Source organism: Parabacteroides sp. ASF519 (assembly GCF_000364265.2).
Lineage (GTDB): Bacteria > Bacteroidota > Bacteroidia > Bacteroidales > Tannerellaceae > Parabacteroides > Parabacteroides goldsteinii.
Map to the genome: position 1 here is coordinate 1,174,537 of NZ_AQFV02000006.1, position 22,660 is coordinate 1,197,196.

Consider the following 22,660-nt stretch of genomic DNA (forward strand, 5'->3'; position numbering starts at 1 on the left):
AAGAATATACAAACTAAGTAAAACTTTTATGAATAAGAAATTAACTTTATTAAGTACGGCCATGCTTTCAGCAACCAGCCTGTTTGCTGCCGATAAGAATCCCAATATCATCCTGATACTGGCGGATGACATGCGTGGAACGGCAATGGATTTCCTGGGTGTCGAGGACATACACACTCCCAATCTGGATAAACTGGCTGCCGAGAGTACCGTCTTTACGAACGCTCATATCATGGGCGGAACCTCCGGCGCAGTCAGTATGCCGAGCCGTGCCATGCTGATGACCGGTAAATATCTCTACACTCTGGAAAAGCAGGGGGCAACTGTTCCGGAAGACCATAAACTGATTGGTGAAACATTGCAGCAGTCCGGTTATAATTCCTTCCATACCGGCAAATGGCATAACGGCTATCAGGCAATGAACCGTTGCTTCAATGATGGTAAAGGCATCTACTTCGGTGGCATGTGGGACCACTGGAACGTACCGCTCTACGACTACAATGCTGATTGCGATTATAGCAATAAACGCCCTGTCGTAAAAGATTGGGCAAAAAGCAATGTCATTACGTATGAAAAAGGCGAATATATGCTCTCCGGCAAACACTCGGTAGATATCTTTACCGAAGATGCCGTCGAATATATCGAAAAACAAAAGGAAGCCGGCAAACCCTTCTTCCTCTCCGTTGCCTATATGTCGCCGCACGACCCGCGTACCATGCCGGACGAATACATGCGCCAGTACGACTTCGACAATATCCAGTTGCCACCGAACTATATGGATAAGCATCCGTTCGACAACGGCGAACTGGTGATCCGTGACGAGGTACTCGCCGCCATTCCCCGTGTGCCGGACGAAATCAAGAAACATATCATGGAATACTACGCCATGGTCACCCATGTGGACCGCCGCGTGGGCGATATCGTGAAAGCCTTGAAAGAAACGGGCGAATATGAAAATACAATTATCGTCTTTGCCGGCGATAACGGATTGGCTGTCGGACAACACGGTCTGATGGGCAAGCAGAATGTGTATGAACATAGTGTCCGTGTACCTCTGATGATTAAACAGGCAGGCAAAGACGTCAAAGGACAGAAGAGCGATAAGCTGTGTTACCTGATCGACGTTTTCCCGACTTTGTGCGAGATGGTCGGTGCGAATATCCCTTCTTCGGTAGACGGCGTGAGCCTTGTCCCCGCCATCAAAGAAGACAAACCCGTGCGCGATTATCTCTATTACAGCTATATGGATAACCAGCGTGCCGTATCCGATGGCGAATGGAAGCTGTGCGAATATAATGTAAAAGGCGTGCGTACCACCCAACTGTTCAATCTGAAGGCCGACCCTTGGGAGATGAATAACCTGGCAGGAGAAAAGAAACATGCCAAACTGATTAAGAAACTGCGCAACCAAATGACTTTGGAGCAGGAGAAAACGAAAGACAATTCGTCTTTCTGGAACGGATTTGTATTCTAAAATTACTATCTTTGCGGCTGTTTGAATAAAATAAAGAATTTAGAAATGGAAACAGTAGTAAGTGGCATCAGGCCAACAGGTAATTTGCATCTGGGGAATTACTTCGGAGCAGTAAAGAGTTTTCTGCAAATGCAGAATGAGTATAATTGCTTTTTCTTTATTGCAGACTGGCACTCCCTGACTACGCATCCGCGTCCGGAAAATATCCGTAACAGCGCGAAGACAATCCTGGCTGAATATCTGGCCTGCGGCATCGATCCCGAAAAGGCGACTATCTATATACAGAGCGACGTGCGTGAAGTGGCAGAGTTGTATCTCTACCTCAATATGAATGCCGGTATCGGCGAATTGATGCGTACGACTTCTTTCAAGGATAAGGCGCGTCAGATGCTTCATATCGACCGTGTAAATACGGCGGAAGGTGACGTGGAAAAAGAAATCTTCAACGAAGGAAACCGTCATAGCGTAAGTGCAGGCTTGCTGACTTACCCGACTTTGATGGCCGGCGATATCATCATCCACAAAGCTGTGAAAGTGCCGGTAGGGAAAGACCAGGAACAGAATATGGAGATGGCCCGTCGTTTTGCCCGCCGCTTCAATTCAACGTTTGAAGTCGATTTCTTCCCCGAACCGGCATCATTCCACCTGACAGAGAAGGCAGTAAAAGTGCCTGGTCTGGACGGTTCCGGTAAGATGGGTAAGAGCGAAGGCAATGCCATCTATCTGATCGATGATGAAAAAGCAATCAAGAAAAAGGTCATGAAGGCAGTCACCGATGCCGGTCCTACGGAACCGAACAGTGTGAAGCCCGAACCGATTGCCAACTTGTTTGCCATGATGGATATCGTTTCAACGAAAGATACATACGATTTCTTCAACGAAAAGTACAATAACTGCGAAATTCGTTACGGCGATTTGAAGAAGCAGCTGGCAGAAGATATCAACAACTTCTGTGCACCGATCCGCGAAAAGATTATCGACATCCGTTCCAACGAGGAATACATGGAGAAAGTAGCCCGCATGGGAGCCGAAAAAGCCCGCGAAAGCGCCGCTAAAACATTAGCGGAAGTCCGTGAAATTATCGGGTTCCGGCCGTATTGATTTCAGGATAGTTTAGAAGAAAAAAGAGAGGCACGCAGAGATCTATTCTGTGTGCCTTTATAATATGGTGAAACCTCCTAATAGGTCTTCAACTTGCTCTTTTAGTTTCGGCAGATTTTTGTTAACTACTCCCCAGATAATGACGTTGTCGACTTTATCATAGCCATGAATTACAAAGTTACGCAGGTCAACAATCTTTCTGGCGTCATCTATCTGAATGTCGGGTTCCATATCTAATATGTGCTTTGCTGCTTCACCGATAATTTCCAGTTCCCGTTCTACTGCTCTACGCAATAGTTTGTTTTGTTCATAAGCGAAGAAATCTCTTTTCTCACCCAGATACTCCTCGATCGATGAGATCGATTGTTGTATATCATATAGATATTTCTGAATACTACGCGCCATAAAGAAGCTGTTTTGTCTGTTCTACATCGGCAATAAAGAATGGGTTTGAGAGTGAACGATGAGTGACAAGATCGATTTTCCTTCGAAACAACTCTGTTAGTTTATTATGTAAAAGAAAATAATTATCGGTATATTCTTCAATAGAAATATCCGGCTCGAACTCTATCAGTAGGTCGATATCGCTTTTTTCGGTAAATCGGGGTGTATTTACCGAACCAAAAGCATAAAGGCTTTTTACTTTATACCGCCGACAAAGCTCCTTTAGAGCTTCCAGTTTATTGTGTAAAATGTGGTTCATACTACCTCCTGTCTTTTTTGTTACACAACAAAGATAACAATCTTGCAATAAATCGTGCTGGATTTGATAATAGATTAACTATCCTTTAGCCCATAATTTCTTAAATATGTGATAAAGATGTTGAAATTATATCTGACTATCAAGAAATCTGCTTTACTTTGTGGCGAATAGTTACAGATAGCAAACGTATGGCAATCATTTCCAGCGGAGAGTTTGAACAGTATTTCAGGGATTTGTATAAACCTCTGTGCTTGTTTGCACTCCGTTTCACTGAACGGTTAGATGATGCGGAGGATATTGTACAGCAAGCCTTTGCCGATGTATGGGATAAGAATATCAATAATGTGTTGATTGAGAATCTTAAATCCTATATGTACCAGGCAGTACGCAACCGTTCCCTGTCGCTGGTGACTCAGCCGGTCGAATTGCAGACTACCGACCAGTTTCCGGATATGGAAGACTCGTCGGAAGAGGAGCAGATGTATAATGCCGAACGCGATGCCCGGCTGTGGAATGCTATCGACGGTTTACCTCCCGAACGCAAAAAAATCTTTTTACTTTCCAAACGCGACGGCCTGAAGTACCAGGAGATTGCGGAAGAACTGAATATCTCAATCAAGACGGTTGAGAATCAGATGGGTAAGGCTTTGAAAGCGTTGCGGGAAACAGCTGTGCGTATCTATAACTTTCTCTTGGGGCTGGCGTGACCTGAGAAAAAAGTTTTATCCGGAGTAGGGGTTTTTTCCATTAACTCTGTCTTAGAGACAAAAGGTATTACAAATTTTTGTTTCACTAAGAATGAGAGAAATGATGATGAAGAAGATTACATCTTGCGTGATGTTGATGATGATGTTGATGTGTGTGACGGAGGTTAGTGCACAATGGTCTGTAACTCCTGAGGCCGGAATGAATGTGACGAAGTACAAGGATTCGCCTGCTGCTGTCGGTTTTAAAGCCGGTGCGGCTGTGAGTTATACTTTTGGTTCAGGATTGTTTTCACTTCAATCCGGCCTGTATTATGTACAACGCGGAGCGGGGAAAAGTTCATACGGAGGAGCTGTAGGTAAAGCAATGGATAAAGATGGAAATTGGAATGACTGTTATTTAAGTTTCGCCTCAAGGAATTCGGATATTATATGGCAAATGGACGGCTACTACGGTTTTTATGGACAAGGAGGAAGTTTAAGCCTTCCAACCGATATGCGAATAGAGCGAATTTATGTGAATGAAGGAAGTACTCGTCGAGATTATTTGCAATTACCGGTACTTGCCCGCTTTAATTGGAAAATTGGAGATGATATAAAAATGCATGTCGCAGTCGGTCCTTATCTTGCTTATGGCATTGGAGGAAAGTACAAGTCAAAGTTTTTGGAAGTATCCGAAAAAGGTACATGGCATGTAGATGAGTCTGTTAATCCGTTCAAAAACAGCAGTCTTCAACGTTTTGACTGGGGGCTTGCGCTGAATGCCGGAGTTGATGTGAAACGCTTTTCCTTTAATGTCGCTTACGATATGGGATTGGGCAAGCAGTACGAATATGAAAATGTAGCTTTAAACTATCATACTGTAAGCTTTACAGTAGGATATAGGTTTTAGAAAATAATATATATGAACAACGAGCAGGAACATAAACTGGAACAACGCATTCGTTTCGTAGCGAAACACTACGAGGAAGGACGTCTGGATACTGATAAGGCTTGGCAAAAGTTTGCCGGCAAGCATCAGGTGCGCCGTACGGTCTCTTTCCGTCGCTACTGGATGGCGGCTGCGTCGGTGTTGTTGCTGCTCATTGGTTTTGGTACTTATTTTATGACCGATCGTAATTCTCCCGAATGGGTTGCTGTTACGACCGAACCGGGACAAATCATGGAAGTTTACCTGCCCGACAGCACATTGATTTCGATGGCTGGTAATTCTTCTATCCGATATGATAAAAAAGCTTACGGAAAGGAACGGCGTGTAGTGGAGATGAAAGGAAAAGCCTTTTTCCAGGTGACGCGGAATGAAGCACGCCCCTTCTCTGTATATACTGAACGGACGGAAGTCACCGTGCTCGGCACCAGTTTTCAGATAGATGAACAGCCGGACGGGACGGATGTGGATGTGATGACCGGTAAAGTCAGCTTTGGCGTTACCGGCAGTGAAACGGACAAAGTGATATTAACCGCTGGAATGTCGGCCTCCTATTCTATGGAAAGTAAAGGAATCACGATACTGGAAGAAGAAGACCTTAATACCCTGTCGTGGAAAACCCGGCAGTTGCGCTTCAACGACACCCCGTTGGAGAAGGTGGTCAGCGATCTGAGTGAATACTATCAGGTGAATATAATCAATAAAGCAGAAACTCCGAATCTGAAACTGACGGCCACTTTCAATGATCTTCCGCTGGAAGATGTTTTATTGGTTATCAACCAGACACTCGATACCCGCCTGGCTCCTGACCCCAATAAATAAGTAATCTATGGAACGTATATGGATATTGCTGACAGGGCTTCTTATGCTTTTTTCCCAGGTAAAAGCCGGGGAAGAAGCCTTTGTTGTCGATCTTCCGGTGGAACCGACGCCTACGGTTACGATGGACAAACGACAGGTCCCTTTGTTGGAAATCTTACAGGAACTGGAAAAGCAAACCGGAATCTTTTTCTCCTATGAATCGTCTCTGCTGGATGAGTTTCCGAAAATCTCATTCAAGGCACAGGACGAATCGCTTTCCTATTGCCTGAGAAGATTATTTTCCACCTTACCTCTTACTTACCGGCAGACAGGGCAGATCGTGATACTGAAACGGAAGCCGCGGCTGTATACGATCAGTGGCTTTGTCCGCGATTCGGTGTCGTATGAGAGTCTGATCAATGCCAATGTCTTTGAACGTAAATCCAGAACCGGTACGACTACCAATAATTATGGTTTTTACAGTATCACGCTTCCACCCGGAAAAGTAACCTTGCGGGCCTCTTATGTCGGATACGAAGCGAAAGAGGTTACATTTGAATTGTCTTGCGATACATTGATAGATATACCTTTGCTTTCATCGAGGGCATTGGGCGAAGTGGTCGTGGAGGGGCTGAATCCCCGATCGGAGGTATTAAGCACGCGAACCGGGGTTGTGGAGGTGCCTGCCCAGCGCATCAAGTCGATGCCCGCCCTGCTGGGGGAGACGGATGTGGTGAAAACCCTGCAACGACTGCCCGGTGTTGCAGTGGGGACCGAAGGGATGACCGGACTTCATGTCCGGGGAGGTGATGCGGATGGGAACCTCTTTTTGCTGGATGGCAATCCGGTTTATCACACCAACCATCTGCTCGGTTTCTTTTCCGCCTTTAACCCGGATGCCGTCAAAAATGCAACATTTTATAAAGGAAGCTTTCCTGCCGAATACGGAGGAAGGCTTTCGTCCGTAGTAGACGTAAGGACCAATGATGGCGACCGGTATGAATATCATGGTAATCTTTCGATTGGTCTGCTGGCTTTGCGGGGCAACCTGGAGGGGCCTATCGTAAAAGGAAAATCCTCTTTCAATGTGTCTGTCAGGCGTACCTGGATGGAGCTGATTACCTGGCCTTTGCTGAAAGCTCTCAACAGCGGGGAAGAGAAGAAGATCAGGGGTGGTTATCATTTCTTCGATATGAATGCGAAAGTAAACCACTCCTTTAGTGACCGGACACGTGGTTATATGAGTTTTTATATGGGAAGCGACAGTTATCTGAACGGAGAGGAGAAAGACGAAGAAGATCGTGTAGGTAAAGATTTCCGTTGGCGTTGGGGAAACCTGATCGGTTCGGCCGGGATCAGCCATGTGTTCAGTAATAAATTGTTTGCTACGTTTACGGCAGGCTATACGCGTTATCGTTCGCATATCCAGCAGGATAAGGAAGGGTATACTTTATCGCCCAATCGGAAGGACCGGCAGTTATTCAGCCAGGAAAACCATTACCGTTCGGCGATGGAAGATGTCAGCCTGCGTGCGTCTTTCGATTATCGTCTGCATGAGAAACATCGTCTGAAGTTCGGGGGAGACTATCTTTTCCATAATTTCCGTCCGGAGCAGAATACGATGAAGAGTTTATACAAAGATTCTGTCAAATCGCAGAAGACCAATACGGTCTATGCAAACTCGCTGATCCGCGGTCACGAAGTGTCTCTGTTTGCGGAAGAAGAGATGCATGTGATAGAACGCCTGACCGCTAATGTCGGTTTGCGTGCAACGACCTTTCATGTGCAGGGGGAGACTTATTTCTCTTTGCAACCTCGTTTATCCGCCCGTTATTTGCTGGCGCGTAATTTATCGGCAAAACTGTCGTATACGAAAATGAACCAGTATATCCATTTGCTTTCCAATTCTTATATCAGCCAGCCTACGGATATTTGGGTGCCCGTTACCCGTAATATCAGGCCGATGAATGCCCACCAGTTTACAGCAGGTCTTTATTATACGTTACACAGGCAGTATAATTTTTCCGTGGAAGGATATTTCAAGCGGATGAATAATCTGATAGAATATAAAGACCGCATTCCGGTCGGTACGGATTATTCTAACTGGGAAGAGCGGGTTGGTATGGGATATGGTCGTGCGTATGGCATGGAGTTGATGGCCCAGAAAAAGTCCGGACGCCTTTCCGGTTGGATCGGTTATACGTTGTCCTGGTCTGACCGCCGGTTTCCGGACGGTAGTGTGAACAAAGGGCGCCGTTTCCCATCCAAATATGATAATCGCCATAAGGTTGATCTGGTGGCAACTTATAAAATTTCCCGTAAAGTAGAGTTGACTGCCGCCTGGATGTTTGCCTCTGGTAATCATATTACTATCATGGATCAGATCTATCATGGAGGAACCGGGCAGACCGACCATGGCTATATGCAGGGAGAAGACGTTATACTAAAGGAGGGCGAAGGTGTCGCTTATGCTGCCAGTTCGCGTAATAACTATCAACTATCACCTTATCATCGTCTTGACCTGGGGGTGAACTTTTATCGTTATAAAAAGAAAGGACGTCTGGGAGTCTGGAACCTGAGCCTTTGCAATGCGTATCTCCATCCGAATCCGTTTTCTGTGAGAACTCATTATTATATGGACGGTGAGACAGGAAAGAAAAATATATATCTGGAACAATCCATCCTGTTTCTGTTCCTGCCTTCTGTGTCTTATACTTATAAATTCTGATCGTTATGAAAAAGATATTATTGTTCCCGTTGTCTCTGCTGCTATTATTCATATGTCTCTCGTGTACACGCGATGTGATATTAAAACTTGACCCTGCACCTCCAGTGTTGGTACTGAATGCGTCCATAACGCCGGAACGGGAAGTGGCGGCTTTTTTGTCAAAAAGCTGGTTTTTGCTGGATAGTGTCCCGGAATATGATTTACCGGAAGAAGGGGTGAAGGTTGATGTTTACGTGAATGAGACTTTCCGGGGAACCATGCAGCGATCCGACGATCCGGCCGATAGCACGGCATATAAAGGGCAGTTCAGACTACCGGGTTGTCACGTGCAGGCTGGTGACAAAGTACGGCTTGAAGCCCAGGCTCCGGGATTTGATCCGGTAAAGGGTGAAACCATTATTCCTTCAAAAACAGATATATTATCACTCGATACAGCCAGTGTGATTACCTCTGATTATAGTTCGGCGCGTACGCGGATATATCTGACGTTGAAAGATGATCCTTCTGTCCGGAATTATTATCGTTTGGTGGTGGAACGTCTGGTCGAATATCGTAAAGGGGATAAGGTGATGTGGGTAAGTTCATTTAACGATAATTGGGGAGACTCTGTAATTTCCGGTGACAGTGTAGAGGTCGTAATTGTATCTTATGACTTCAGGCTGGTTTATGATGATCCTGCATTTCAGCAAGGCATTCCATCTCCCGCTCTGGAGGAGTATGACGGGACTTATTGCCGGGGTGTTTTATCCGATGAGATGTTTGATGGAAAAGAGTACACGTTGACCAGTTCCTTTTTCCCGGAAAGTTCTTTTAAGAATGATTCGATAGAAGCTATTGTACATTATGATATCCATCTGATGTCTATTTCGGAAGCTTATTATAACTACTTGAAAAAGATTCGCGGTTTCTCTATCTCTTTAGGAGATGCTTTTCTGGATGGTTTGCTGGAACCGACTGCCGTTTATTCAAACGTAACCGACGGTTTCGGAGTAGTGACAGGTTATCAGATTTCCACACGCCGCCTTACAATGCCTTTCGGTGATCGGACGCACGTGTGGTACTAGGTTGTATCCATCTGATTGAGATTTTTAGATCTTCGAACTATGTAATTTTTTATAGATCTCGATACGGGCTTCTCTCTCTGCCTGTGTCAGACTGGCCGGTAATTCAATAGTTGTTCGCGGACCTACTGAAACGAGTATTACCTCGCCAATGCTTTTTTTATACTCTTTCAGTGAATTTTCAATTAATTGATTGGCCTGATTCCTGTCTGACCGCATGTTGATTTCCCTTTTCATACTTTTGTCTATTTAATATTAAGTGATATCGTCTTCCGGATTTTTATTTTCCGGTTCGTTCTCCAAAGATATATTGATTGCATTCATTCCCTTCAAACCACGTTCCAGGTCGAATGTAACAATATCACCTTCTTCAACCTTTGAAAGTAAATTGTTTACGTGGAAAAAGTATCTTTCACCTCTTACCAGTTCTTTGATAAAACCGAATCCTTTGGATGTATTGAAGAAATCGACTTTACCTTTTAAAACGACCGGTTCCTCTTTTTCCTTTTTAGGTACCGAGATCAGTATTTCTTCCTGGTTGATCTCTTCTTTTTTGATATTTTCCGCGGGCGGGGTTGAAGTAATTACTCCATTCTCATCGACATAAGCAATCATATCCTCGAAACTGCTTGCCTTGCCGGATAACTTCTTTTCTTCTTTTTTCTTTTGCTTTTCTGCTCGTTTAGCGAGTCTTTTCTTTTCATTTTCACGTTTGTCAACTGTCATTGATCTTGCCATATAACTTTTTTTATAAGATAAATACTAAGTGGAGTGAGGAGTATAATTAAAGGAGAGACCTGCTTAAAATGATAAGGAGAACTATGCAATAATGATTTATATCTCTAACTCTTCTACAAAGATAAGCAAAAAAGGGGAATATTCCTAGGTTTAATTTTTTTTGTCTTACCTGATAGGGGTATTTCCGGAAAATCTGTCTTAAAAACAGATATCAACAAATAACAAGATGAAGAAAGTATACCCTGCAAAACAATTTGCCCGTGTTACCTTGGTAGTAATGATGATGATTTTTAGTTTGTCCGGCCTTCAGGCACAGACAAATAGAGTGGATGAAACACGGATGGTTACGTTGAACATGCAAAAGGCCTCTGTTCGGGAAATCCTGGACGAAATCCAGAAGCAAACCGGAGTAACCTTTTCTTACGAATCATCTTTGTTGAGTGGACTTCAGAAAACAACGTTCCGTGCGGATGATGAAGCACTGACGGATTGCCTGACGCGTTTGTTCGCGAATCTTCCGGTAGTGTACAAGATGACAGGAAACGTAGTGGTTCTGAAGCGTAAACCCAAGCAGGTAACGGTCAGTGGTTTTGTGCGTGATAAAAGATCCGCCGAATCTCTGATCGGGGCCTCGGTTTATGAAGCCCATAGTCGTGTGGGAACAGCTTCCAATAATTTCGGTTTTTTCAGCCTGACACTGCCACCAGGGAATATTACAATTCGTTCTTCTTATATTGGTTATACCAGTCATCAGCATATTCTTAACGGACTTGAGCGCGATACAGTGCTTACTATCGAACTGGAGCCTTCGGCTTCGTTGCAGGAAGTTGTCATAACCGGACAAAGTAATGACAAGCAATCTGTGCTAAGTACCCAGATGGGAGCATTGGAAATTAATCAGCAAACGATCCGCTCTACTCCCGTAATGTTTGGGGAGGCTGATATTATCAAGACTTTGCAGTTGACGCCAGGCGTGTCGGCCGGTACGGAAGGAACGGCAGGAATGTATGTCCGTGGCGGTAATGTGGATGAAAACTTATTCCTGATCGATGGTAACCCGGTGTATCAGATCAATCATATCGGCGGTATCTTCTCGGCATTTAATCCGGAAGCGATCAGCGGTATGGATTTCTTCAAATCCGGTTTCCCCTCGCGTTATGGCGGACGACTTTCGTCTGTAGTGGATGTGCATACAAAAGAGGGTAATATGAAGGAATATCACGGTAGTGCTTCAATTGGCTTGATTTCCGGTAATCTAAATTTCGAAGGGCCTATCATAAAAGACCGTACTTCTTTTAATATAGGTTTGCGACGTACCTGGCTGGATGTACTTTCAGCTCCGGCTGTAGCTATCGCCAATAAGATAACGAAGAAGGATGGAACACGTCTGCGGGCCCGTTACGCTTTTCATGATCTGAACCTGAAGGTGAATCATATATTTAACGACCGTAGCCGTATGTATCTGAGTCTTTACAATGGTAATGATGTGTTGAAAGGAGGAAGTACAGATTTCCCGGATCAAGATAGTGACAATAATTATAATTATGATTCCGATGTATCCCTCCGTTGGGGGAATATCATGGCTACTGCCGGTTGGACTTATGTGTTTAATAACCGTTTGTTTGGTAAAGTGTCAGGAGTTTTTACCCGTTATCATTCCAGATTGAGGAATACAGAACACGATGTGGTAGGAAACGAAGGAGATGAGGATTATTCTGATTCGTTCAGGGAGAATGAAACAAATACGGGTATTACAGATTTTGGGTTGCGCACTTCATTCGATTATCTGCCGGCATCTGCTCATCATATCCGTTTTGGAGGTGATTATCTGGTACACCGTTTTCATCCGGAATACAATCGTTCGGTAGCTTATGAAAAGAATGAAGAAACATCGGTCGAGATAGGACAGGAATTTGCAAACGATTTGTTGTGGGGGCATGAAGCCGGAGTCTATGCCGAAGATGACTGGACATTATCGTCTGCCGTAAGATTGAATGCCGGATTGCGTTTCAGTCTTTTCAATGTGCAGGGAAAGACTTATACCGGACTGGAACCGCGGGTATCTCTTCGTTGGTTGCTGGATGATAATCTGAGTTTTAAAGCTTCTTATTCCCGAATGAATCAATATGTTCATCTGATTAGTAATAGTTTTATCAGTTTACCGACCGATGCCTGGATGCCGGTTACACGAAAATTGAAACCGCTGATAAGTGACCAGGTCTCTGCCGGTTTCTACTACAATCTTAATAAAGAATATAATTTCTCTGTCGAAGGATATTATAAAACATTGGATAATCTGTTGGAATATCGTGACGGACATACCTTTACTCCTTCCTTTGTCAATTGGGAAGACAAACTGACGGCTGGTGAGGGAAGTTCTTATGGAGCAGAATTTATGGTGCGTAAAGAAACCGGTCGTACGACGGGTTGGGTGGGTTATGGTCTGTCCTGGTCCGACCGACAGTTTGACGAACTGAATCAGGGAGCACGTTATCCGGCTCGTTTTGACAACCGGCATAAATTGAATATAGTGGTGATGCATAAGATATCTCCTAAAGTCGAACTTTCTGCAGCCTGGTCGTATGCTTCCGGAAACCATGTGACGTTATCTTTGGAAAACTATTATGAAAATGGAACAGGTTCTCCAACGAATAATGATAACCATTATATGGATGCAAGCGAGTCAATCGATTATTACGAAGGACGAAATAATTATCAGTTGCCAGCCTATCATCGACTCGATTTAGGAATCAAGATATATCGTCCTAAAAAGAAAGGGCGGATGGGTATCTGGACAGTTAGCATATATAATGTCTATTCCCGCATGAATCCTTTTATGATTTATAAAAGTGATAAGACGGTTCCTGATCCAGGCAGTTCTTACGGTAAGAATGTACCGGTCTTTAAAACTATTGGAATAATGCCTATAATTCCTTCTATTTCTTATACCTATAAATTTTAATGATTATGAGTATGCATATGAAACATATATTTCTTTTAGCTCTTCTTTTATTAGTTACTTCCTGTATGAAAGAGATTGATCTGGAGCATTTACGTCCGGAGCCTAAGCTTGTATTGAACTGTGTCATTATACAGGACAAACCGATAATTGCTTCCTTGTCACGTACTTGGTTTTACACGGAGGGCGGAGTTAACCTTCTTATGGAAAACGCGGATGTCAAGTTATACGTAAATGACCGTTTTGTAGAACAGTTATCATTTAATCTAAATGCGTATAATTATAATACATTTGGAGGCTATGTAGCTACTTATGTCCCGGTTGTCGGAGATAAAATACGTATTGAAGCGAAAATGGATGGGTATAAACCGGTTATGGCAGAAGATGTAATACCGGGTCCTCCTACATTACTTAATTTTGCAGTGGAAAATTATTATAATCAGAATCCTTATTATAGCTATTTTCAGGAACGTTTGAAAGTTACATTCCGGGATGATCCCTCTGCTGGAAACTGCTATCTTATTCGTTTTACCAGAGGCTATCCGGAGTATGATTATGTGGGAGACGACTGGGAGAAAACGGAGGTTTACAAGGGGGCTTATAAATGGTATTCGCAGTATGTTGATTTTGCTTCTGAACCGATATTTGCAAATAAAATTACTATTCTGGATAAAGTAATGGGAAATGACTGGTTGTCTGGCGGGCAAGGACGGCCTTTTTCGGATGAATTGTTTAACGGGAAGGAGTATACAATGAAGTTGGATAATGGTTATTCTTATTCATCTGAAAGTTCTGAGCCTATTATGCCGGATTCAATGAGGGTTTATCTATACGCTATATCTGAATCTTATTATAAATATATGTTAGCTTTGGCTTCCTTACAAGACGAATCATTGAATAACGACCTTGCGGATATTGGTCTTGCCGAACCGGTTCGTGTATTCAATAATATCGAAGGAGGAGTAGGCATATTGGGAACAGCTTGTGTGGATAGTCTCACTGTTGCTATTCCCAATAAAGTTTTGCCGGATAATGATTAGAGATCTACGTTCCTTAATTTCAACTTTTGACACATCATCTTGTATTGTTTATTCTTGTCAATCAGCTCGTTGATCTTTGCCACGGAAGTGGCAGAACGCAGACCGTCTTCCGGGGTATTCATACAATAATCAACCAGTATTTCTACAGTAGAAACTGCTACATGCATCCGGGTGTCGCTGGATGCATAATATATAAATATCTTTCCATCTTCATCGGCAATCCATCCGTTGGAAAATAGCACATTCGACACATCCCCGATCCGTTCTCCCCCCCACGGAGCGAGGAAGTAGCCTCCAGGCTGTGCGATGACTTTGGTCGGATCTTCCAGCGATGTCATGTACAGATAAAGTACATAGCGCAATCCGGCAGCACATCCCCTGACTCCGTGGGCCAGATGTAACCAGCCCGCCGGAGTCTTGATAGGATGTGGTCCCTCCCCATTCTTGACCTCTTTGATTGTATGATAGTGGCGTTTGTCTATAATTTGTTCAGAGAGAATAGACGCGTTTGTTATATCATCGATCAGGCTCCAACCTATGCCGCCACCGCTACCGGCATCGATAAAGCCATCCTGCGGACGGGTATATAATGCATATTTCCCATCCACGAATTCCGGATGCAGCACAACATTGCGTTGCTGGCTTTTCGATTTCAGATCGGGTAACCTTTCCCAGTCGATCAAATTTTTGGTACGGACAATCCCGGCTTTGGCCACAGCCGAAGACAGATCACCCAGGGCAGCTGTCCGGTCATGCCGTTCACTGCAAAAGATACCGTATATCCACCCGTCTTCATGTGCCGTCAGGCGCATATCATACACGTTGGTTTCTTCCGGGTCGATATCCGGCAGATTGACCGGACGTTCCCAAAACCGAAAGTTATCTACCCCGTTCGGACTCTCGGCAATGGCGAAGAACGATTTGCGGTCGAATCCCTCTACGCGTACCATCAGCAGGTATTTACCGTTCCATTTGATGGCACCTGAATTCATACAGGCATTTACCCCGATGCGTTCCAGGCAATACGGGTTGGTTTCCGGATTCAGGTCGTAACGCCATTCGAGCGGCACATGTGATGCTGTAACGACAGGGTTTTTATAACGTGTAGCGATGCTGCGGGGAGCATCCAGAGGGACATTCTCTGCAGATAGAAGCATTTCGTGTTGTATCTGCAACTTTTCGATCGTATCTGAGAAATTGATTTCCATTATCGTATTGTTCTTTATTTATCTATGTAATTTACCGGTATGCGGCAATGTGTTCTGTTCTATTCGATCTCCGGACGGTCGCCTTCGCCACCATCGCCGGGAGTCGTATCTTCCGTTTCGGGCGAAAGTTCGATCCATTCCAGTTCGTCGCTGTCCACCAGGGCACGACTGTAATTGCCGCCTGCCATTTTCGTACGTTCGGGAATAAATTCAACGTGGACGGCTTTTACCTGTTTGGCGAAGTTGAAATCCTTGATATCTTTTACGCCTACCGTGTTAAGGGTGTAGCGGAAATAGCCCAATCCTTTGATATGAACGCTCTTGCCTTGTGCCATACGAGTGTGCATCACACCGGCGATATCGCCAAGTACGGCCTGAACGTCCGAGTTGCTGACTGTGGAGATTTTCGCCAAGTCTTTGGCAATCGTTTCCGTTTCTACTGGCTTACCTTGCACGATGGCGCGAGGGTAATGCACTTTTTGTTTTGAGTTGTACGCTTTCTTGTAGAATGGCATAGCTTTTTGTTTTTTAATTAATAAATATGTTAATTTCTCGATACGCCGTATTGACGCGCTCAATACGTCATATTGACGTCCTCAATACGGCGTATTGAGAATGGCAGTTCGGAATAATGTTTTAAAGACCTTCGGGATAGAGGGAGATGCGGTTGGCACGGTGGAAAGCCAAATAGTTGGGTACTGAAAAATGAAATTCAGAGATAACCTCTTTGGTCTTGTAATCTACTTCAATGATTCTGCCTCCACGTCCATTGACTGTAGGAGTACCAACTCCCGGACAAAATAACACATGGTTCGTTTTCGGAAGATAATCTGTTGAAGATACTCCCATGGCGAAACAGGATTTTCCTCTTTCTTTCCCATATTCCCATACTTGTTGTATTGTTTTTTGCTCTTCATTAATCTTGTATTCAACGGAACGTGTATACGCTTTTTCCCTGTCTTTATCGTAGGTCTGGTAGTTACGGTAGAAACCATTGTCAAGGAGCAATATATTTCCGTTAGGCATGAATACGGGACAATGTTGTCCCCAGCACCATTCGAAATCATCATGATTCTTTTCTCCGTTAAGGATTTCTATATCTGCTATCTTCTCGCCCTTTGCATCTAAAGGCTTCAGAAGGGTGAGCGAATTTTTCCATTCTTTATGAGGTGTCATAATCCATTTAAGCTGATTGTTTCGGGTCAATTTGGCGACTCCCTGATAGCGACAGGACACGATGATGCAATCATCGTCTTCTGAATAAATGACAGCATTACCATGAGCCCAGTTACCAAAAACCGCGATCGTGTCACCTGCCGGAACAAAAGTCTTACGAGTTTCATCCAGCGACTTTTTTAGATCCCATTCATTGACAATGGCACCGGTTTCATTGTCTACTTCCACCACATAGTCGTAAGTCGTTACTTTCCCGTCTTGTCCAATGCTGCCATCTTTACTAGCTGTAGCAATCAGATGGCCGTTAGGTATTTCAATGACATCATGATGGAATGAATATCCTTTTTCTTGTATGTTCCATGTATTTAGTATATTGCCGACCATGTCAAACTCCAGGATTCTTCCTGTCTTTACATCTCCGCAGTAGAAATTTCCTTTCTTGTTTCGTTTTAAGCCGGTATGGGCTGTTATTCTCATTTCCGGATGATCTTTCAGGCGTAACAGCCACCGGATATCGCCATAGTTATCTATAATGAACGGGCGATGTGTATCGTATTCGTTGTCTCCCAAGAAATTGATTAATGTCACTCCGGGCTCCATTTTTTCTCGTTGAGCGATAATCATTGATATTTGGGGATATTGGGTGTTAAGTTGCAAGTCGGGGACTGTTATCTTGACTGAGTCGGTCAGTCGTACCTTTCCCTGCTTGTTTGTTTGGGTGATATAGACCGTATTGGTATGATTCTCATATAGACCGTGTACGTTTACCCGGTATGCAGAGCCGTATTTCTTGAATGTATGTGACAAGTCGGCACCATCGTGTTTTCCCTTGACACAGACGGTCAGGTAACCGCTTGTCGGTAAAAGCAAATTGAGCTCTGCACTTAAAGGGGCATAGCCGGTAGGATCGAGTTTGATGTTTTTATCGCTAAGATGGAAAGAGGTTCCTAAGGTCGGAATCTCCAATATCGTGTTGTCTGCGAAAAGCAGTGTTGTTTTCCAGTTGTCAATGTCGGGTGTTAGTTGAATAATTTTATGGTAGGGGATAACTAACGTGTCTGTTTCAAAATAGAAAAGGTGTTTATCCTCATTTTGTTCGGTTTTTATTAACAGGCTGCCTTCTTCCATTAATGAACGGATAGTCGTTATTTCTTCACCTGTTTCTGTTTCCAGAGAATCAATCTCTTCGTTACATCCGGTACATACTCCCAGTAAAAGAGCAAGCAGGACCGTTCTTGTGTTATGGATATATTTCTTCATGCGATTATTTTCTATTTACAGACAGAAAGGGGAAGGACACGCACTGTGTTTGTCAGGGTGTCACTTCCCCCATAGCTATTCTATTCAATTATTTCGGTTTATCTCCACATCGGATGCTGTTCGATAGCTTCATTTGTATTCAATTCATTTTGCGGAATAGGCAAATAGAAATGTTTCGGCTGGAAGTTCTCTGCACCTTGTTTTTTGTTTTTGACGAAAATCTGCTTCATCTCTTCGTAAGAATACCAGCGTTTCAAGTCAAAGAAACGGTGACCTTCAAAGAAGAATTCAAGTTCGTTTTGATGAACCATTTCTTCCCACAATTCATCGGCTCCGTTCCAAGTCTTTTTCGCAAGTCCGGCACGGTCGCGAATACGTGTCAGGTCAGCAGCTGCTTCTGCCAGTTTATTGGTTTTGATACAGGCTTCGGCATGTAGCAATAATACTTCGGCAAAACGCATCACACGCAGGTTGTTATTCTGGTTTGCCTGGTTGTACATGCTGTTTGCTTCAGCTTCGTTTTTGTAGAAATTGGTGAATTTCTTGATCAAAAAACGACCGGGTTTACCACTGATGGTCGGGTAATCGGGTTCGCCTCTTAAACGTTTGGTAGCACAAGCCTCCCATATCTCATCAAAAGACATATCTCCGAACCATGCACCATCTTCTACGGTCGTTTCATAATCAGAATGTTTCCAGAAGAAACTGGTGTACATACGTTTGTCGAAGCGGGTATCGGAACCTGCCGGACGTTCTTCGACGATGAAATCATCAACGATTGAAGCTGTCGGCATCCATTTGAACCAACCACCTGTTCCCTGTGGACCTGCGAAATTAGGAATTACCCAGCCTTGTGTATCGTTGGGCCCTTCAGCCCCCCAAGTACCTGAACCGTATTTTCCTTCATATACGAGTTCAAATATTGATTCTTTGTTTAACTCTGTATATTCGGTGAAGTTGTCTTCGAAATTTTCAGTCAAGTCATATGTATAAGGGCTTTGCATGATTGTTTTCAATTCAGCTTCTCCTTCTTCGTATCTTTTTAGATAGTTGTATGTCTTACCCAGGTAAGCGATAGCAGTTCCTTTGGTTACACGACCAGCCTCATCGGAAGGACGGGTGATCGGCAAATATTCTTTGGCTGTTTTGAAGTCAGCTTCAACTTGTTTCCATATATCAGCTTCCGGAGAACTCGGCTTCATGGTTTCTTCCAAACTTTCAGCAGCAGAAACCAGACGCAGAGGAACATCACCAAAGTTGGTAACCAACAGGAAGTAAGCGTAACCTCTTAAGAAACTGGCCTCTCCAATCAGTTCGTTCATTTTAGTCTGATCCATATTCACTTTATGAATATTGTTTAAAAGGACATTGGCACGATTGATTGTGTTATAAATTCTGCCGAAATCACTTTCTGCGGTATTCGGAGTGTTGGTGAAAGTGGCAGGTTGCCAATTGTGCGCTTCTTCTCCCAAGATGAACCAAGTATCATCTGCACGGTTCATGGTATGCCATCCGGTGTAGCCTCCGAAATAACCATACATTTGGCTGCGGATAGGAGAATAGATGGTTGCCATAGCAGCTTGTGCATTGGCTTCAGAAGACCAATAGGTATCTTCTACATATTCATTCGGGTTTGTAAAACTTAAAAAATCAGACTCGTTACATCCTGTCATGGCAAGGACAGCAGCCGGAACGAGTACCAGCTTTTTTAATATATTCGTTTTCATATTATGAGCATTTTATTAAATTAGAAATTAAGTTGAACGCCAAAAGTAATTGTTCTTGCCAACGGGAAACGACCGTGGTCACAACCTCTTGTCATGGTACCGTCACCACCACCGTTCTGACCGTCGTTCTGTCCTAAGTCAGGTGTATAGCCGGTGTATTTAGTGGCAGTAAATAGATTGTCCATTGCTGTATATATACGCAAATTGTTCATTCTTAACGGTGTCAACAGATTTTGTGGCAATGTGTAACCGAATTCCAATGTCTTCAAACGGAAGAAAGAACCGTTTTCTAACCAGCGGTCGCTACAACGACGGCGGTTTTCGTTTTTGTCTTCTTGTGTGAAGCGAGGCATATCGGTATTTCTGTTCTGTTCAGTCCATGCATTTAATGTGCTTGTACCGAAGTTGGTGAATTCGTTCATGGATTCCATACGGCAACGTGTATAGTTGTATATTTTGTTACCAATCATACCATCAAAGAACAATCCTAAATCAAATCCTTTGTATTGAACGTTGCCACGGATACCGAAGGTTACATCGGGGAACGGACTTCCTGCATATTGACGGTCATCGTCGCTAATCTGACCATCACCGTTGTAGTCGATGAAACGGATGTCTCCCGGTTGTGCGTCTGGTTGAATCAATTTACCATCGGCAGTGGTATGTGCTTGTATTTCTTGTTCGTTTTGGAAGATACCGTCTGTTTTTACAACGTAGAAAGCACCGATCGGATCACCTACTTTGGCCCAAGTTACAGTACCTTCACCTTGTGGATTGTAACCTGCATACTCTTGTTTGTCACTACCTACGGTGATTTCTTTAATCTTATTGCTAACTGTAGAAATGTTTACTCCGACATTGTAATAAACTTCTCCTACAGTGTTACGGTGATTGACTACAAATTCAAAACCTTTGTTTTGAATCGTACCGGCATTCATTGTCGGGCTACCACCCATACCTACCGATGAGGGCATAGCGATACTTAACAATACGTCTTTGGTTTCCTGAATGAAGTAATCAGCATTGAAAGAAAGTTTTCCGTTGAAGAAACTGGCATCCAAACCAATGTTGGTAGTCCGAGTCTCTTCCCAAGTCAAGTCTTTTGGGGATACCCAATTGATACCAGTGCTACTACCCATCCACCATTGGCCGCCTTGTACGTAGTTGATACCGCTGGTGGCTGTACTTTGTGTTGTATAGTTTCCGATTTCCTGGTTACCCAATACACCATAACTGAGGCGTAGTTTCAACTCATCGACGGTCTTTTTTGCATTTTCAAAGAAGTGTTCGTTCATGATATTCCAACCGGCAGATACTGATGGGAATACGCCATATCTGTGACCATCGGCAAAGCGGGAAGAACCATCACGGCGGATAGAGGCAGAAATCATATAGCGCGAATCGTAACTATACATAGCGCGGGCAAACAGAGAAACCAATGAGTGTTCTTGCAAAGAACCAGAAGTGCTTTGTTCTTTAGTGGCACCAGCTCCGATTGCATTTGTTCCTGCCGGAATATCTTTACGGGAAGCGCCAAACGAACGGTCTTTATTTTCCTGTGCAGAATAACCGAACAAGCCGGATACGGTATGTTTTCCAAATGTATTGTCGTAGTGCAATGTGTTTTCAACCAACCATTGGTCACCGAAAGAAGCACCTTCACTCAGGCTCGATTGAATGGCTCCGGACCCGAAATTGTATTCAGGATTGTAGTTGTAACTACGGCCGTTGTTTTTGTTGTAACCAAAGTTTAGTTTGTATTTTAATCCTTTCAGCCCCAAGTCTACTTCAGCATAGGCATTCAACAACAGTTCCATGTTGTGCCTCTGTCTGTCGTACAATTCGGAAGCACCGACAGGGTTATCCATGTTTTTCATCCAAGGTTCAATGCCTGCATAACCGCCCAGCTGGTCGGGATCCTTCACCTTCATTAACGGGTTCTGACGCAATGGGTCTGTTATGGATAATTCGTTGATCTGTTTGTCGGCTGTTTTCACTAACAATGTATTTCCAACACGGAAATGATCGTTAAAGAAAGAGAATGTGTTTTTGGCTCGAACATTAAAAGCACTGTATCCTGAATTCAATAAGATACCCTGCTGGTTGATATAACCGGCAGACACATTATAGGTCGCCGTTTTTGTACCTCCGCTGATATTTAAATTGGCTTTTGTGACAGGAGCTGTGCGATATACTTCATCCTGCCAGTTTGTTCCGGCACCTTGGAAGTTTTTCACTTCATCAGGTAGGAAACCTGTTTGTTTCATAACAGAAATCCATTGTTGAGCATCTAATACATCCAATTTCTTTGCTATGTTCTGGAAACCGGAATATACGTTTACATCAATAGTCGTAGGAGTTTCTTTTTTACCTCCTTTTGTCGTAATCAATACAACACCATTGGCGGCACGTGAACCGTAGATAGCTGCAGCCGAAGCATCTTTCAGTACTTCAAGTGATGCAATATCTGCCGGATCTACCATATTGATATCACCATAAACGCCATCAATTACATACAACGGTGTATTTGAACCTAAAGAGCTTAATCCACGGATGTTGATGCTCATACCAGAACCGGGTTGACCTCCAACGTTGGAAACACTTACACCGGCAATACGACCTTGCAATGCACCAGCTGCACTTTTGGCAATATTGGCTTGTAGATCTTTAGATGAAACAGAGGCAACGGCACCGGTTAAATCTCTTTTCTTTACTGTACCGTAACCGATTACGACAACCTCATCCAATAATTCGCCATCAGCCATTGTGATATTGATTACATTTTTATCTCCAACAGTGATAGAAGATTGTTGCATACCTACGTAAGAAAATTCCAGGACCTGTCCTGGGGTGACATTGATGGTATAATTCCCATCAATGTCAGTTGTTGTACCTATTGTGGTTCCTTTTACAACAACTGTTGCTCCGATGACTGGATTGTTCTCCGCGTCTTTTACCGTACCTTTTACGGTAACTGCCTGTTGCGCCCAACTGGAAACAGCAAAGGCTCCTAGTAATAGAGAAAAAGCTAGTTTTCTGTTCATGATAAATT

General features: G+C 43.7%; 18 protein-coding genes. 9 read left to right on the plus strand and 9 right to left on the minus strand.

Features of this window, described 5'->3' with window-relative positions; all coding sequences use genetic code 11:
- Window positions 1-28: 28 nt before the first annotated feature.
- Together C825_RS04460 and trpS are read left to right on the plus strand one after the other, a co-directional pair.
- Window positions 29-1,474: a sulfatase family protein gene (locus C825_RS04460; RefSeq protein WP_010801556.1), complete on the plus strand. Its 1,446-nt coding sequence runs from the start codon at window positions 29-31 to the stop codon at window positions 1,472-1,474.
- A 45-nt stretch (window positions 1,475-1,519) separates the two neighbouring features.
- Complete coding sequence (trpS, locus tag C825_RS04465) at window positions 1,520-2,575, plus strand: tryptophan--tRNA ligase (RefSeq protein WP_007655568.1); 1,056 nt, start codon at window positions 1,520-1,522, stop codon at window positions 2,573-2,575.
- Between the two features lie 57 nt (window positions 2,576-2,632).
- Here trpS and C825_RS04470 read toward each other — a convergent pair whose 3' ends face one another.
- A complete protein-coding gene (locus C825_RS04470; protein ID WP_010801557.1) occupies window positions 2,633-2,980 on the minus strand; it encodes a HepT-like ribonuclease domain-containing protein in 348 nt (115 codons plus the stop codon).
- Window positions 2,970-3,278, minus strand: a complete 309-nt coding sequence (locus tag C825_RS04475; protein ID WP_007655564.1) for a nucleotidyltransferase family protein — start codon at window positions 3,276-3,278, stop codon at window positions 2,970-2,972. Before C825_RS04475 ends, C825_RS04470 begins: the two co-directional genes overlap by 11 nt.
- Before the next feature lie 188 nt (window positions 3,279-3,466).
- On the opposite strand from C825_RS04475, the gene C825_RS04480 reads away from it, so the two are divergent.
- The 5 genes from C825_RS04480 (at window position 3,467) to C825_RS04500 (ending at window position 9,503) form a co-directional block, all read left to right on the plus strand.
- A complete protein-coding gene (locus C825_RS04480; protein ID WP_044215195.1) occupies window positions 3,467-3,985 on the plus strand; it encodes an RNA polymerase sigma-70 factor in 519 nt (172 codons plus the stop codon).
- A gap of 100 nt (window positions 3,986-4,085) precedes the next feature.
- Complete coding sequence (locus tag C825_RS04485) at window positions 4,086-4,874, plus strand: porin family protein (RefSeq protein WP_010801559.1); 789 nt, start codon at window positions 4,086-4,088, stop codon at window positions 4,872-4,874.
- A 12-nt stretch (window positions 4,875-4,886) separates the two neighbouring features.
- Complete coding sequence (locus tag C825_RS04490) at window positions 4,887-5,732, plus strand: FecR family protein (RefSeq protein ID WP_010801560.1); 846 nt, start codon at window positions 4,887-4,889, stop codon at window positions 5,730-5,732.
- 7 nt (window positions 5,733-5,739) lie between these two features.
- The gene (locus C825_RS04495; RefSeq protein ID WP_010801561.1) at window positions 5,740-8,439 is read left to right on the plus strand and encodes a TonB-dependent receptor; all 2,700 of its coding nucleotides are present in this window, start codon (window positions 5,740-5,742) and stop codon (window positions 8,437-8,439) included.
- A 5-nt stretch (window positions 8,440-8,444) separates the two neighbouring features.
- Window positions 8,445-9,503, plus strand: coding sequence for a DUF4249 domain-containing protein (locus C825_RS04500; RefSeq protein ID WP_010801562.1), 1,059 nt, complete (start codon window positions 8,445-8,447; stop codon window positions 9,501-9,503).
- 24 nt (window positions 9,504-9,527) lie between these two features.
- Here C825_RS04500 and C825_RS04505 read toward each other — a convergent pair whose 3' ends face one another.
- Together C825_RS04505 and C825_RS04510 are read right to left on the minus strand one after the other, a co-directional pair.
- Complete coding sequence (locus C825_RS04505) at window positions 9,528-9,737, minus strand: hypothetical protein (protein ID WP_007655555.1); 210 nt, start codon at window positions 9,735-9,737, stop codon at window positions 9,528-9,530.
- Between the two features lie 18 nt (window positions 9,738-9,755).
- Entirely contained in the window at window positions 9,756-10,238 is a 483-nt protein-coding gene (locus tag C825_RS04510) for a cold-shock protein (RefSeq protein ID WP_007655554.1), read from the minus strand.
- Window positions 10,239-10,464: 226 nt separating this feature from the next.
- On the opposite strand from C825_RS04510, the gene C825_RS04515 reads away from it, so the two are divergent.
- Both C825_RS04515 and C825_RS04520 read left to right on the plus strand, forming a co-directional pair.
- Window positions 10,465-13,200 carry a TonB-dependent receptor gene (locus C825_RS04515; protein WP_010801563.1) on the plus strand — a complete coding sequence of 912 codons (2,736 nt, stop codon included), beginning with the start codon at window positions 10,465-10,467 and terminating at the stop codon, window positions 13,198-13,200.
- 17 nt (window positions 13,201-13,217) lie between these two features.
- Window positions 13,218-14,237, plus strand: coding sequence for a DUF4249 domain-containing protein (locus C825_RS04520; protein WP_228100134.1), 1,020 nt, complete (start codon window positions 13,218-13,220; stop codon window positions 14,235-14,237).
- Here C825_RS04520 and C825_RS04525 read toward each other — a convergent pair.
- The 5 genes from C825_RS04525 to C825_RS04545 all read right to left on the minus strand — a co-directional run bounded on the left by C825_RS04525 (window position 14,234) and on the right by C825_RS04545 (window position 22,652).
- Window positions 14,234-15,445: a glycoside hydrolase family 130 protein gene (locus tag C825_RS04525; RefSeq protein WP_010801565.1), complete on the minus strand. Its 1,212-nt coding sequence runs from the start codon at window positions 15,443-15,445 to the stop codon at window positions 14,234-14,236. The two genes, C825_RS04520 and C825_RS04525, sit on opposite strands and share 4 nt — an antisense overlap.
- 59 nt (window positions 15,446-15,504) lie before the next feature.
- Entirely contained in the window at window positions 15,505-15,960 is a 456-nt protein-coding gene (locus C825_RS04530; protein ID WP_010801566.1) for an HU family DNA-binding protein, read from the minus strand.
- 121 nt (window positions 15,961-16,081) lie between these two features.
- Complete coding sequence (locus C825_RS04535) at window positions 16,082-17,881, minus strand: aryl-sulfate sulfotransferase (RefSeq protein ID WP_010801567.1); 1,800 nt, start codon at window positions 17,879-17,881, stop codon at window positions 16,082-16,084.
- A gap of 98 nt (window positions 17,882-17,979) precedes the next feature.
- A complete protein-coding gene (locus tag C825_RS04540) occupies window positions 17,980-19,608 on the minus strand; it encodes a RagB/SusD family nutrient uptake outer membrane protein (RefSeq protein ID WP_010801568.1) in 1,629 nt (542 codons plus the stop codon).
- A 20-nt stretch (window positions 19,609-19,628) separates the two neighbouring features.
- Window positions 19,629-22,652 carry a SusC/RagA family TonB-linked outer membrane protein gene (locus C825_RS04545; RefSeq protein ID WP_010801569.1) on the minus strand — a complete coding sequence of 1,008 codons (3,024 nt, stop codon included), beginning with the start codon at window positions 22,650-22,652 and terminating at the stop codon, window positions 19,629-19,631.
- Window positions 22,653-22,660: the final 8 nt, after the last annotated feature.

What these genes read in the sequence shown, in the direction of transcription:
- C825_RS04495 (WP_010801561.1), top strand. Translation starts at nt 5,740, where the DNA reads ATGGAACGTATATGGATATTGCTGACAGGGCTTCTTATGCTTTTTTCC.
- C825_RS04510 (WP_007655554.1), bottom strand. Translation starts at nt 10,238, where the DNA reads ATGGCAAGATCAATGACAGTTGACAAACGTGAAAATGAAAAGAAAAGA.
- C825_RS04535 (WP_010801567.1), bottom strand. Translation starts at nt 17,881, where the DNA reads ATGAAGAAATATATCCATAACACAAGAACGGTCCTGCTTGCTCTTTTA.
- C825_RS04505 (WP_007655555.1), bottom strand. Translation starts at nt 9,737, where the DNA reads ATGAAAAGGGAAATCAACATGCGGTCAGACAGGAATCAGGCCAATCAA.
- C825_RS04485 (WP_010801559.1), top strand. Translation starts at nt 4,086, where the DNA reads ATGATGATGAAGAAGATTACATCTTGCGTGATGTTGATGATGATGTTG.
- C825_RS04470 (WP_010801557.1), bottom strand. Translation starts at nt 2,980, where the DNA reads ATGGCGCGTAGTATTCAGAAATATCTATATGATATACAACAATCGATC.
- C825_RS04475 (WP_007655564.1), bottom strand. Translation starts at nt 3,278, where the DNA reads ATGAACCACATTTTACACAATAAACTGGAAGCTCTAAAGGAGCTTTGT.
- C825_RS04500 (WP_010801562.1), top strand. Translation starts at nt 8,445, where the DNA reads ATGAAAAAGATATTATTGTTCCCGTTGTCTCTGCTGCTATTATTCATA.
- C825_RS04480 (WP_044215195.1), top strand. Translation starts at nt 3,467, where the DNA reads ATGGCAATCATTTCCAGCGGAGAGTTTGAACAGTATTTCAGGGATTTG.
- C825_RS04520 (WP_228100134.1), top strand. Translation starts at nt 13,218, where the DNA reads ATGAAACATATATTTCTTTTAGCTCTTCTTTTATTAGTTACTTCCTGT.
- C825_RS04530 (WP_010801566.1), bottom strand. Translation starts at nt 15,960, where the DNA reads ATGCCATTCTACAAGAAAGCGTACAACTCAAAACAAAAAGTGCATTAC.
- C825_RS04545 (WP_010801569.1), bottom strand. Translation starts at nt 22,652, where the DNA reads ATGAACAGAAAACTAGCTTTTTCTCTATTACTAGGAGCCTTTGCTGTT.
- trpS (WP_007655568.1), top strand. Translation starts at nt 1,520, where the DNA reads ATGGAAACAGTAGTAAGTGGCATCAGGCCAACAGGTAATTTGCATCTG.
- C825_RS04525 (WP_010801565.1), bottom strand. Translation starts at nt 15,445, where the DNA reads ATGGAAATCAATTTCTCAGATACGATCGAAAAGTTGCAGATACAACAC.
- C825_RS04460 (WP_010801556.1), top strand. Translation starts at nt 29, where the DNA reads ATGAATAAGAAATTAACTTTATTAAGTACGGCCATGCTTTCAGCAACC.
- C825_RS04515 (WP_010801563.1), top strand. Translation starts at nt 10,465, where the DNA reads ATGAAGAAAGTATACCCTGCAAAACAATTTGCCCGTGTTACCTTGGTA.
- C825_RS04490 (WP_010801560.1), top strand. Translation starts at nt 4,887, where the DNA reads ATGAACAACGAGCAGGAACATAAACTGGAACAACGCATTCGTTTCGTA.
- C825_RS04540 (WP_010801568.1), bottom strand. Translation starts at nt 19,608, where the DNA reads ATGAAAACGAATATATTAAAAAAGCTGGTACTCGTTCCGGCTGCTGTC.